Source organism: Aurantibrevibacter litoralis, from assembly GCF_034651555.1.
GTDB lineage: Bacteria > Bacteroidota > Bacteroidia > Flavobacteriales > Flavobacteriaceae > Aurantibrevibacter > Aurantibrevibacter litoralis.
In genome coordinates, this window is sequence record NZ_JAYEEQ010000002.1 from 268,544 (window position 1) to 282,232 (window position 13,689).

Annotated in this window: 10 protein-coding genes; all 10 read left to right on the forward strand. The window is 38.9% G+C overall.

Annotated features, from left to right (window positions below; translation table 11 throughout):
• The first annotated feature begins 38 nt into the window (after positions 1-38).
• The 10 genes from U1E44_RS03230 (at position 39) to U1E44_RS03275 (ending at position 13,631) form a co-directional block, all read left to right on the forward strand.
• Positions 39-2,243: a RelA/SpoT family protein gene (locus U1E44_RS03230; protein ID WP_322929607.1), complete on the forward strand. Its 2,205-nt coding sequence runs from the start codon at positions 39-41 to the stop codon at positions 2,241-2,243.
• Between the two features lie 41 nt (positions 2,244-2,284).
• Positions 2,285-2,749 (forward strand): Fur family transcriptional regulator, encoded by a 465-nt coding sequence (locus U1E44_RS03235; RefSeq protein WP_322929608.1) that lies wholly within the window; start codon positions 2,285-2,287, stop codon positions 2,747-2,749.
• A 4-nt stretch (positions 2,750-2,753) separates the two neighbouring features.
• Positions 2,754-4,025 (forward strand): adenylosuccinate synthase, encoded by a 1,272-nt coding sequence (locus U1E44_RS03240; protein WP_322929609.1) that lies wholly within the window; start codon positions 2,754-2,756, stop codon positions 4,023-4,025.
• A gap of 219 nt (positions 4,026-4,244) precedes the next feature.
• Positions 4,245-5,951: an OstA-like protein gene (locus U1E44_RS03245; protein ID WP_416242044.1), complete on the forward strand. Its 1,707-nt coding sequence runs from the start codon at positions 4,245-4,247 to the stop codon at positions 5,949-5,951.
• A 2-nt stretch (positions 5,952-5,953) separates the two neighbouring features.
• On the forward strand, positions 5,954-7,138 hold the full coding sequence (locus U1E44_RS03250) for an aspartate aminotransferase family protein (RefSeq protein ID WP_322929611.1): 1,185 nt from the start codon (positions 5,954-5,956) through the stop codon (positions 7,136-7,138).
• A 98-nt stretch (positions 7,139-7,236) separates the two neighbouring features.
• Positions 7,237-8,637 carry a tetratricopeptide repeat protein gene (locus U1E44_RS03255; RefSeq protein ID WP_322929612.1) on the forward strand — a complete coding sequence of 467 codons (1,401 nt, stop codon included), beginning with the start codon at positions 7,237-7,239 and terminating at the stop codon, positions 8,635-8,637.
• Positions 8,638-8,667: 30 nt separating this feature from the next.
• Complete coding sequence (locus U1E44_RS03260; protein ID WP_322929613.1) at positions 8,668-9,588, forward strand: polyprenyl-phosphate transporter; 921 nt, start codon at positions 8,668-8,670, stop codon at positions 9,586-9,588.
• 12 nt (positions 9,589-9,600) lie between these two features.
• Complete coding sequence (locus U1E44_RS03265; protein ID WP_322929614.1) at positions 9,601-10,611, forward strand: DUF368 domain-containing protein; 1,011 nt, start codon at positions 9,601-9,603, stop codon at positions 10,609-10,611.
• The gene (locus U1E44_RS03270; protein WP_322929615.1) at positions 10,592-11,344 is read left to right on the forward strand and encodes a shikimate dehydrogenase family protein; all 753 of its coding nucleotides are present in this window, start codon (positions 10,592-10,594) and stop codon (positions 11,342-11,344) included. Before U1E44_RS03265 ends, U1E44_RS03270 begins: the two co-directional genes overlap by 20 nt.
• A 145-nt stretch (positions 11,345-11,489) precedes the next feature.
• On the forward strand, positions 11,490-13,631 hold the full coding sequence (locus U1E44_RS03275; protein WP_322929616.1) for a DUF349 domain-containing protein: 2,142 nt from the start codon (positions 11,490-11,492) through the stop codon (positions 13,629-13,631).
• Positions 13,632-13,689: the final 58 nt, after the last annotated feature.

Sequence of the window (13,689 nt, forward strand, 5' to 3'; positions counted from 1 at the left end):
TACCATACCGGAAAGTGCTATTTTAGATGATCATGGAAATGACTGCGACCGACATAGAAAAGGAAAATAAAGCAATTGCCAAGGAATATAAAGAATTGCTTCGGATCAGCTATCAAATGCTCTCGGATGATGATAAAAAACTAATCCGAACCGCCTTTGATATTGCTGTAGATGCCCATAAGAATCAAAGAAGAAAATCGGGCGAAGCATACATTTTTCATCCCATAGGCGTCGCTAAAATTGTGGCCTCCGAAATTGGTCTCGATGCCGTATCTATTGCCGCGGCACTGCTTCATGACGTGGTAGAGGATACCGCATACACACTAGACGATATTGACCGTATTTTTGGGGAAACCATTGCGCGAATTGTTGACGGACTTACCAAAATTGCGCATTTAAACAAGGATATGAACATATCCCAGCAGGCCGAGAATTTTCGGAAAATGCTGCTTACTCTTAATGACGATGTGCGGGTTATTATTATAAAAATAGCAGACCGCTACCACAATATGCTCACCTTAGAGTCCATGCCCGAGCATAAACAAGTTAAGATTGCATCAGAAACCTTATACATATACGCTCCTTTAGCGCACCGAATAGGGTTGTATAACATAAAAACAGAATTAGAAGACCTAAGTCTCAAATATACTGAACCGGAGGTGTATTACGACATTTTAGGCAAAATTGAAGAATCTAAAGAAGAGCAACAGGCCTATATAGAAGCGTTTTCGGGTATTATTAGCAATTCTTTGGATAAGGAAGGGCTTGATTACCTTATAAAGGGACGCATGAAATCTATCTTTTCCATTCGGCGAAAGATGAAGTCACAGAATGTTACTTTTGAAGAAATCTATGACAAATTTGCCATTCGCATCATTTATCGAGCAGACCGCCAAAACGAAAAATTTCTAGCCTGGAAAATTTACTCTATTGTCACCGATCATTTTACCCCAAATCCCGTACGGTTACGAGATTGGATATCCTCTCCAAAATCTACCGGCTATGAAGCCTTGCATATTACCGTTATGGGTCCTAAAGGAAAATGGGTAGAAGTACAGATTCGTAGCGAGCGGATGCACGAAATTGCTGAAAAAGGCTATGCAGCCCATTTTAAATACAAACACGGCGACCAAAAAGAACAAGGTATAGAAGTTTGGCTCAATAGATTACAAGAAGCACTGGAGAATTCCACGGCAAATGCGGTAGATTTTGTAGAAGAGTTTAAACTGAATCTCTATTCCAAGGAGATTTTTGTATTTACGCCAAAAGGCGAACTTAAATCCTTGCCCAAGGGAGCCACGCCGCTCGATTTTGCGTTTAACATCCATACCGAAGTGGGTATCCGTACAAGAGGCGCAAAGGTGAATGGGAAATTAGTCCCCTTAAACACGACCCTAAACAGCGGCGATCAGGTAGAAATTATGACCTCGGAAAGTGCCAAACCTAACCAAAGTTGGTTAGATTATGCCACAACAGCCAGAGCCAGAGCGAAAATTAAATCGTCGCTACGCGAAGAAAAAAAGACAGTAGCCTTAGAAGGCAAAGAGATCCTTCGTAGAAAATTAAAATCTCAAAAAATTACCTTAAACGAGGATAGCATCAATAAAATGGTTGTTTTCTTTAAGCTAAAAACCAGTCTGGATCTTTTTTACCGAGTTGGCATTGGCGCCATAGACAACCAAATGTTAAAGGACTTTACGTCATCGTACAGCAATGCCTTTATCAGTTTCTTCAAAAACAAAATGCGAAGAAATCCTATCCCCGAAGACATCAACAAAGAAGAGATCACCTCTAAATACGATACCCTAGTTTTTGGTAAGGAAGAAGAAAAATTACCCTACAAACCTTCACAATGTTGTAATGCCATTCCCGGCGATGAGGTCTTCGGTTTTGTGAGTATCAATGAAGGAATTAAAATTCATAAAAAAAACTGTCCCAATGCCATTGCATTGCAATCTAACTATGTTTACCGCATTATTTCCGCAAAATGGATCGACTCCAGTCAAGAAGAATTTACGGCAGAAATTCGGCTTAGCGGTATTGATAATTTAGGATTGATAAGCAACGTAACCGAAATAATTTCGGGTCTGATGCATGTAAACATGAGAAACCTTAACTTTAGTACCGATGGCGGCACTTTTACCGGAAAGATTACAGTAGTGGTAAAAAATAACGCTATTCTTAACAAACTTATAGACAACTTAAGGCGTCTTAACGGAATCGACAAAGTCACTAGAATATAAAATTTAGCTGTACCTTTGCCTAGCTATAGTGTATTGTAATTATGAGTACTACCGAAAATCAGGAAATTGTAAAAAATGTATTTACCCAATTTTTGGAGAGTAATGCGCACCGTAAAACGCCGGAACGCTTTGCCATATTACAAGAAATTTATGATAGTGAAGATCATTTTGACATAGAATCGCTCTACATCAAAATGAAAAATAAAAACTACCGAGTAAGTCGCGCAACCCTTTATAATACAGTGGAGTTACTGATGGAATGCAAACTGGTGCGGCGGCATCAATTCGGTAAAAATCAGGCGCAATACGAAAAATCGTATTTCGATCGCCAACACGATCATGTAATTCTTACCGATACAGGTGAAGTCATCGAATTTTGCGACCCCAGAATACAGTCGATAAAAAAAACGATTGAAGAAGTTTTTGATATCAAAATAAATAATCATTCGCTGTACTTTTACGGCACAAAAAATAAAGAAGAAAACCCAACAACAAATCAACCATAATAGAATGACAGTAGATTTACTGCTAGGCCTGCAATGGGGCGACGAAGGAAAAGGAAAAATCGTTGACGTACTTACCAAAAATTTTGATATTATAGCACGCTTTCAAGGCGGTCCCAATGCCGGACATACTTTGGAATTTGATGGCATAAAACATGTGCTGCATACCATCCCTTCCGGTATTTTTCATCCCAATGCCATTAATATTGTAGGAAATGGCGTAGTAATAGACCCCATTGTTTTTAAAAAGGAACTGGACAACCTTCAAAAATTTAATTTAGATCTAAAGTCCAAGCTCTTAATTTCCCGAAAGGCTCATCTTATTCTACCTACCCATCGATTACTCGATGCAGCTTCGGAAGCGGCAAAAGGGAAAGCCAAAATTGGATCTACCTTAAAAGGTATTGGTCCCGCCTATATGGATAAAACAGGGCGTAACGGTATGCGTGTTGGCGATCTTGAGTTTCCCGATTGGGAAGAGCTATACCGGGCACTTGCCGACAAACATGAGGCTATGATTAGTTTCTACAATGTAGACATACAATACGATTTAAAAGAACTGGAAACAGAATTCTATAAGGCTGTGGAAATCTTAAAAAAGCTCACCTTTATAGATAGCGAAGAATACCTCTTTAGGGCACAAGAAGAAGGAAAAAAAATACTGGCAGAAGGCGCCCAAGGGTCTTTATTAGATATTGATTTTGGAACCTATCCGTATGTAACATCATCGAATACTACAGCTGCCGGTGCCTGTACAGGCTTAGGTATTGCCCCCAACAAAATTGGCAAAGTACTTGGTATTTTTAAAGCCTATGCTACCCGTGTGGGTAGTGGTCCATTCCCTACAGAACTCTTTGACGAAGATGGCGCAACAATGGGCAGGGTAGGCAACGAATTTGGATCTACCACCGGAAGACCCCGGCGTTGTGGTTGGCTAGATTTAGTAGCGTTAAAATATGCCGTGCAGATTAATGGCGTTACCGATTTAATAATGATGAAAGCTGACGTACTTAGCGGTTTTGAAAATTTAAAAATATGTACCGCTTACAACTATAAAGGCACAGCCATAACGCATTTACCGTATAATATAGAAGTAGAAAACGTGACCCCTATATACACCGAGATGAAGGGTTGGGCCACAGATCTTACTTCTATGACAACAGCTTCCGAACTCCCCCAAAATTTGCAAAACTATATTCGTTTTTTAGAAACCCATTTAAACGTTCCTATCACTATAGTGTCGGTGGGGCCAGATAGAACCCAAACGATACATAGATAGATTGATAAGGTAGTGCCTGCGAAGGCCATAGGTGAAAAATGTAGCGGTTTTAGCCATATTCATCAACACATAAACCTATAAATTATTGTTTTTAAAGTAGTTACATATTACAGTATGTGTCTATCTTAAAATACCTGTAATGCACTTTGGCAAGAAATCCTAAAACTCTCATAATAGGCAAGGTGCTTCCTTAAAATATGCTATTTTTGGACAAATTTTATATCCTTGAAAAAGATATTCTTATACCTTTCATTTACTTTCTTATCGGGGATTGGCGTTGCGCAAATCGATGTGGGAGGCAAACAAATTAACATTGTATACGGTGCCAATTTTACGAAAGATGAAGCGCAGTATCCCGGTGCATCCATTTTTAGTAAAGACGAAAAACAAGTACAGTTTGAACATCAAGGTGCCGATTTATGGTGCGATATTGCTATTTTCTATCAAAAAGAGAACAAGCTCAGAGCCATAGGAAATATCCGTTTGCAACAAGGAGATTCGGTGCAGATGACCAGTGGAAAAATAGATTATGACGGTAATATAAAATTAGCCAAAGCTTGGGAAAGTGTGGTGCTTCAAAATAAGGACATGACCTTAAAAACAGACACCTTATTTTTTGATCGCGAAAAACAAGAATCATTTTATAACCATTATGGAACCATTGTAGATTCTGCGAACACGCTTACAAGCCGTATTGGGCGCTACTTTATGATCCCGAAAAAATACCAATTTTTAGACAGGGTGCATGTTGAAAATCCGGAATATACCATAGATTCCGAACAATTAGATTATTATCAAACCTCTAAAAACGCCTACATGTACGGCCCTTCTACCATTTTAGGAGAAACTTACAAAATTTATTGTGAACGGGGATTTTACGATACTAAAATTGAACAAGGCTATGGCATAAAAAACACCCGGATTGATTATAATAACCGAATCATTGAGGGCGATAGTGTGTATTTCGATAAAACTACCGAGTTTGCGTCGGCCACCAACAACATCAAAGTAACAGATACGATTAACAAGGGCATCATAAGAGCGCACTACGCTGAAGTGTTCAAGGCCAAAGACTCCGTTTTTGCCACTAAAAGGGCGGTTTCTATAAGTCTGGTCGAAAAAGATTCGCTCTACATGCACGGAGATACTTTAATGATTACAGGCAAACCGGAACAACGTATTCTGCGGGCTTTTCGCAATGCTAAATTTTATAAAACCGATCTAAGCGGCAAGTGCGATTCCATTCACTTCAATCAAAAAACAGGAGTTACCCAACTGATAACAAGGCCCGTGATTTGGAATGGCGAAAATCAAATGACCGGAGACAGCATACATCTATTATCCAATTTAGAAACCGAAAAATTAGATTCCTTAAAAGTGTTGAACAATGCGTTTATCATTTCCTTAGATTCTATCAGCAAAACAGGGTATAATCAGGCCAAAGGCAAAGACTTGTTTGGCAAGTTCATTGAGAATGAATTACAAATCATTCATTTAATTAAAAATACCGAGGTTATTTATTATATGTACAACGATAAAAATGAACTTATTGGTATCGATAAAACGATTTGCAGTGCCATAGAAATGACTCTAGACAAAAACGAAATAGAAACCATAACCTTCATCACGAATCCCGATGGCGATGTGTTTCCCGAAACAGAATTACCGGAAAATAGCCGCAAATTAAAAGGGTTTATTTGGCGAGGTGATGAGCGTATATACACCAAAGACGCTATTTTTGATGACGATGACAACAATATAGTGCTGCCCGTCATCAGAGGCATAGAAAATCCGATAGATATTGATGCCGAGGAGCAAGAACGCTCCAAAAACGAAGGCGATCCCGTAAATGGTATTCCCAAAGCCAATGCGCAAGCAGCACGGCCAAATGAAACGAAAGGCGCTTCTAAAAAAACGCAACCGTAACCATGATAAGCGCAGACTTTTTTACCTATCAAACCCAAACATCGCCCTATCCATTGGGCATGGAGGTTGCTCGTGCCAAAGGCAGTTATGTTTATGACACTGAGGGTAAAGCACACTTAGATTTTGTAGCCGGCGTATCTGTGTGCAGTTTAGGGCATGGGCATCCCAAGGTAAAGAAAGCCATTACAAAACAAGTTTCTAAATACATGCATGTCATGGTTTATGGGGAGTACATACAAAAACCAGCCGTGCAATTTGCAAAACTATTGGCAAGTATGTTACCTGCCCCATTAGAAACCACTTATTTGGTAAATAGTGGCACCGAAGCCATGGAAGGTGCCTTAAAATTAGCCAGAAGATATACCGGACGCACACAATTTATTGCAGCGCACAATGCGTATCATGGCAACACTATGGGGAGCCTAAGCATTATGGGATACGAAGAGCGCAAAGGCGCCTTTAGACCCTTAATACCGGATGTATCATTTATTCGTTTTAATGAAGAACAAGACCTTACTAAAATCACGGAAAGTACCGCTGCCGTAATACTAGAAACCATACAGGGTGGGGCAGGATTTATACTTCCCATAGACGGGTACTTAAAAAAAGTTAGGGCGCGTTGTAATGCAGTGGGTGCCCTTCTTATTTTAGATGAAATTCAACCCGGTTTTGGTCGTACTGGAAAACTTTTTGCTTTTCAGCATTATGATTGTGTCCCCGATATTTTGGTGATGGGAAAGGGTATGGCATCCGGGCTACCGGTGGGTGCATTTACCGCCTCTTACGGACTCATGCAGAGCCTACAAAGCCACCCGAAACTGGGTCATATAACTACTTTTGGAGGAAATCCGGTCATTGCGGCTGCCAGCCTGGCCACACTTAAAGTCCTTTCTAAGAAAAAAATCATAGCCAACACCTTAAAGAAAGAGGCGCTTTTTAGACACACATTGCAACACCCCAGTATTAAGGAAATACGTGGTAAGGGGCTTATGTTGGCACTAATCTTTGAAAATTCTGAAATAGCCAATGAATTGGTGATGCGTTGTACTAAAAAGGGATTAATTCTTTTTTGGTTGTTATTTGAGCCCAAAGCCGTCAGGATATCGCCACCTTTGACGATTTCTAAAGATGAAATTTTAAAAGGATGTGCTTTAATTTTGGAAGCGCTAAACGAAATAGAACAATAATTTGTTGACTACTATGTTAATAATATTGCACAAAACCGACTTTAAGAGTAGCTGTAATAGATTATTTTTAGACACAAAGTTTAACCAAAACCTTGCTTATGGCGTTAGATCCTAACGAAAACCCAACTCCCCCCATAGTAAAGTTTGAATCTATGTTGAAGACCAATGATGTCTATTTCTTTGATGCCGAAGATTTTGAAGATATCATACATTACTATCTGAATAACGGAAAGATTGCCTTAGCTAAAAAAGCCATCAAAATTGCCTTAGAACAACATCCTAATGCCACCGAATTAAAATTATTGGATGTAGAAGTACTGGTCTTTGAAAATAATTTTGAGATCGCAGAACAAATGCTGGATAGTCTAGAATTGGTAGACGGCAACAATGAAGAAATTTATATTCAACGGGCCAATATCTATTCTAAAAAAGATGATCACGATTCGGCAATAGCGCTTCTAAAAAGAGCCTTAGAACTCAGTGATGACGTGTTCGACATCCACTCCTTATTGGGCATGGAGTACCTCTTTCTCGATAATTTTGAAAAAGCCAAAGAACATTTTATACAGTGTGTTTCCTTTGATGAACAAGATTACTCCTCATTGTACAATGTCATCTATTGTTTTGAATTTTTAGAAGATTATGAGGGTGCTATTGCGTATCTCAATGATTACTTGGAACGTAATCCCTATTGCGAGGTGGCTTGGCACCAATTGGGTAAAATGTTCTACTCACAAAAAATGTACACAGAAGCCTTAGCTGCCTTTGATTTTGCCATTATAAGCGATGATACGTTTATTGGAGCTTATTTAGAAAAAGGCAAGGTTTTAGAAAAATTAGGTCGATACAACGAGGCCATAGAGAATTACGAAACCACCATACAACTAGAAGACCCTACCTCTTATGCGTATTTGCGTATGGCCAAATGTCATGAAAAATTGAGAAACGACGACTTAGCCAAACACTTTTACTATCAAACGGTGCATGAAGACCCCTTGTTAGATAAAGGTTGGCTGGCTATAACGGACTTTTATTACCGTAGAGAAAGCTATAAGAAAGCTCTGTACTATATCAACAAAGCCATTAATATTGATGGGGAAAACCCGCTCTATTGGAAAAAATGTGGAAAAATCCATTTTGCGCTCAATAATTTTGATGAAGCAGATTACGCCTACAAACAATGTGTGGAACTTGGCAATTACGATTTAGATGTTTGGTTTTATTGGGCTGATGTAGCCGTACAGAATAAAGATGTGGAAACAGCCATACAAATTTTAAAACAAGGGGGCGAATTTTACCCCGAAAAGGCCGAAATACAATATAAAATGGCAGGATTGTACCTGTACAGTAATGACCTGCCAAGAGGCCAATACAGATTGATTAAGGCGCTGAAGTTAGATTTTGATAAGCACCATATTTTTGAGGATGAATTTCCGCAATTTGCAAAGACTGTTTGGGCTAAAAATTTAATTTCGGATGTTAAAAAGGCTTCGCAATAAAAACGCTACTTTTGCCTTTTTAGCCTATTTATGACCCACAACAGAAATCTTCTAAATTATATTGTCATTGGTCTCAAAGGAATTGCCATGGGCGCGGCAGATGTTGTTCCCGGTGTGTCCGGTGGCACCATTGCCTTTATTTCGGGAATTTACGAGGAACTAATTACCTCCATAAACAACGTCAACCTAAACCTTCTTACCACGTTTCGCAAAAAAGGATTTAAGGCTTTTTGGAACCAACTTAACGGCAGCTTTTTAGTGGCTTTGTTCGGAGGTGTTTTCCTAAGTCTCTTTTCGTTGGCAACCGCGGTAAGCTGGCTTTTAGAGCATCAACCTATTTTATTATGGTCGTTCTTTTTTGGTCTTGTTGTAGCCAGTGTCTTTAGCGTAGCAAAAGCAATAGAAAGGTGGCATATCGCTTCCATAATTGCAGGTGTTCTAGGTGCCATCATAGCCTATTACATAACCACCTTGCCCCCAAATGAAAATAGCAACCATTTGCTATTTCTATTTTTTTCCGGAGCTTTGGCCGTATGTGCTATGATTTTACCCGGAATTTCAGGGGCTTTTATTTTGGTTCTTTTAGGCTCTTATAAAACCATATTGGATGCCGTTCACGAACGCGATTTTAAAATAATAATTACCGTGGCACTAGGTGCCGTATTTGGACTATTGAGTTTTGCCAAACTCCTAAAATGGATGTTTAGCAATTACAAAAATTTAACGCTGGCCCTGCTTACCGGTTTTATAGTAGGATCGCTTGCCAAAATATGGCCTTGGAAAAAAGTGCTAGAAACCAAGATTATTAATACAAAAGTAATACCGCTTAAAGAGGAGAATATTGCACCATGGAGCTATCAAGGGGATAACCAATTGGTATGGGCTATCTTATTAGCTATTATGGGTTTTGCCCTTATTTTCATCTTGGAAAAAGTCGCTTCAAAAAAATAAATTGCCTTACGCATGACTGCTCCCCGAACTTTTACCGACAAAGTATTCCTTTTACTCAAAGGATTAGCTATGGGAGCGGCGAACAAAGTTCCCGGAGTTTCGGGGGGCATTGTTGCTTTTGTGGGCGGATTTTATGAGGAATTTATCTATTCCCTTCAAAAGATTAACCTTAAAGCGCTAAAACTAATCCTCAACGGCAGATTCAAAAGTGCCTCTCGGTATGTGAATGGCCAATTCTTGTCGTTACTAATTACAGGCATGCTTTTAAGCTATTTCAGCGTTTCAAAATTATTAGATTTTTTCCTTGAAAAAAAAGAACTCTTTGTGTGGGCCGCCTTTTTCGGGATGATTTTAGGTTCTATTTACTTTATTGCCAAAGATTTTAACGAGTGGAACAAAAAAACAGTTTTTGCCGGATTGTTAGGCTTACTTGTGGGTGTTTCCATAAGTTTTTTAAGTCCCGCCAAAGAAAATGACAACCTCATTTTTATCTTTTTCTGTGGAATGATTAGTGTTTCGGGCATGACCTTACCCGGATTATCCGGCTCTTTTATCCTTATTTTACTTGGTAATTATGTGTTGCTTTTGGTAGATTCGGTAAATGCACTTTACGAAACGCTAGGGGCTGTTGCCAGAGGCGATTTTGCATTCTTGGAAGATGAAAGACGCATCCAATTTTTAAAGATATTGGCGGTATTTACTGCGGGTTCTGCTGCGGGATTGGTAAGCCTATCGCATGTATTGAGTTACGTCCTAAAAAGGTTTCAGCATACTACTACTGCAGTAATTATCGGATTTATAACAGGTTCTTTAGGGGTGGTATGGCCTTGGAAAAATACGATTTACAAGATAGATGACAAAGGTGGCTTACTTTTAGATTCTAACGGGGATCCTATCATTCAAAATTACGAACGCTATTTACCCAATTTTGCAAGTTTGGAGTCGTGGACTGCTATTTTCTTTATTTTTATCGGCATTAGTATTTTATTAGGACTAGAATGGTATGGCAAAAACAGAAAATGAACCCTTTGTATTTGGTCTTCTAGGAAGGAATATTTCGTATTCCTTTTCTAAAGCGTATTTTACCCAAAAATTTCAAGATATGGGCCTCGCGTCACATTCGTATGTGAATTTTGATCTTCCGAAAATTGAAAGTTTTGCAGACATACTACACCAAGACAAGCATATAAAAGGCCTTAATGTAACTATTCCCTATAAAGAAGCCATTATACCATTCTTAGACGATTTAGATGAAAAAGCGAAAAAAATAGGCGCTGTAAATACCATAAAACTGAAAGACGGTACTCTCATTGGCTACAATACGGATAGTTACGGATTTGAAAAATCGTTGGTGCCTCTGCTAAAACCCCATCATAAAAAAGCACTTATTTTAGGCACCGGTGGCGCCTCGAAAGCCGTGGCCTACGTTTTTGAAACACTAGAGATCCCTTATGTATTTGTGTCTAGAAATGCAAGTACTCAGTGCATAACCTATGATGCTCTTGATAAAAACATCATGGAAACGCACACTATTATTGTAAATTGCACACCATTAGGTACGTATCCTAATATTGAAGACAAACCAGAAATTCCGTACGCCTTTATTTCAGAATCGCACCTGCTTTTCGATCTTATTTACAATCCGGAAAAAACCGCTTTTTTAAACGAAGGAGTGCAACGGGGTGCAGTCATTTGCAATGGTTTAAAAATGCTGCAACTGCAGGCCGAAAAAGCCTGGGATATCTGGAATTCTTAAACAGAGCGTAACGTTTAAAATGTGCCCCTAAAAGGTAGTACGCTTTAGCAAGTCCAAATCCAAAATAAGTTTCCTTATCTTTGTAACGACCACTGTTGCCCTCCCCACTAAAAAATGGGTACGCAACGCACTAAAACATGATACAATGTTGGAAGAAAAAGAAGATAAGCCGCAAGAAAAGGCTGTAACAGAAGAAAGTGTACAAACCAAAGATGCAACACAACCTATAGAAAAAAAGGAGCAAGACCAAGTTGTAGACAATGCGACCTCATCGTCGAAAATAGTCGATGTGGAAAGCGATTCTAACGCCTATTCTAACACTCCTCCTACCGATTCTTCTTTAGAAACGCAGTCAGATAGCGCACACAGTGCCGCTTCCGATACCAATCCTACTTTAGCCGCAACCCCTGAAAATCATGAAAAGGAAATTGAGGAAAACGGATTGAACGAAATTGAGGATTCCAATGCAGAAGATGCAGAAGACGAGGATAATCAGCACCGCCATCGCATTCCGGTGCTAGACTATCATGCCATGCCCATGTGTAATTTAGTCGGTGAACTGCAGCGTTTGGTGAAAAATGAGAAGATTCAAGCCATAAAAAAACATGTAGAAGATATCAAATCTGAATTCGATCTAAAGTTTCAAGATTTTTTAGAGCAAAAAAAAGAAGAGTTTATTGCGAGTGGTGGTAATGAAATCGATTTTAAATACAACTCGGTTGACAAACGACAATTCAATGAAGTATATGCGGAATACAGAGAAAAACGCAACCAGTACCACCGGAATCTGGAGCAATCGCTAAAAAGCAATTTAAGCAACCGTCTGGCACTTATCGAAGAATTAAAAAGCCTTATTAATGTAGAAGAAGATATAAATACCACCTACAAAAGCTTTAAGACCATTCAGGAAAAGTGGCGCAGTGCAGGGCCCATACCCCGAAATAATTACAATGATGTGTGGCGCACGTACCACCATCATGTCGAAATTTTTTACGATTTTCTTCACCTAAACAGAGAACTTCGCGATCTAGATTTTAAACACAATTTAGAGGAAAAAGAAAAAATTGTACTTAGGGCAGAGGCCTTGGCTACCGAAGAAGACCTTTCGAAGGCATTTAGAGAATTGCAGACATTACATAAGATTTGGAAGGAAGATATAGGACCGGTAGATCAAGAACATCGTGAGGCCATTTGGCAACGATTTAGTAAGGCAACTCGCGTTTTGCATTTGAGGAAACAGGAGGAGGTTAAGGAATTGGAAAAGGTTTTTGAGCAAAATCTTGAAAAGAAAAGAGAAATTATTAACGCAATTGAAGCAATTGCGACACATGTTGCAAATGACCATAAAACACTACAGCAACAAATAAAAAAGGTGGAGGCCTTACGCGAGCAGTTTTTTAATGCAGGGAAAGTGCCCCAGAAAGTAAATGAAAAAACATGGAAATCCTTTAAGGAAGCTATACGTGCCTTTAACCACAAAAAAAACGCGTTCTATAAAAACCTCAAAAAAGACCAGCAAGATAATTTAGAACAGAAACAAGCTTTAGTACAACTTGCTTTATCCTTAAAAGACAGCGAAGATTTTAGCAGTGCCACACCAGAAATGAAACGCATACAGGACGAATGGAAAAAGATTGGCCATGTTCCCCGAAAATACTCCGATAAGATTTGGAAAGAGTTTAAATCGGCCTGCAATCATTATTTTAATCGGTTACACGCCACAAAAAATGAGTCTCAAAAGGAAGAATCGGATAATTACGAACGTAAAAATGCCTGTTTGGAAAAGTTAAAGGCATTTGCACCAAGCGGTGATACGAAAAAAGACATAGCCGAATTAAAGACCATCATCAACGCGTGGAAATCTTTAGGTAGAGTTCCTTTTCATCAAAAAAACATTAATTCCAAGTTTGATACCATACTCGATGGCATCTTTAAAAAATTAAAAGTAGGCAAACAAGAAGCCGAGCTTTTAAAATATGGAAATAAAATTCAGCAATTGGCACAAAAAGAAGACGGTAATTCTATTGCCAATGAACGCCATTTTATTCGCAAAAAAATTGATGAAAGTAAGGCCGAAATTCGGCAATTGGAAAACAATCTACAGTTTTTTGCCAACGCCTCTACAGACAGTCCCATTGTGCAGGAAGTGATTAAAAATATCGAAAATCATAAAGAAGCCTTAGATACTTGGAAAGCAAAACTTAAGAAACTAAACATTCTTGAGAACGATTTGATAAGAGCCAGTGATGAGGAGGCCACCACTGAGAAAAACGATGAAACATCCTAAACATTCCATACCAAGCTAAAAAAAAATCCGGGAACAACCCCGGATTTTAACGCACTAA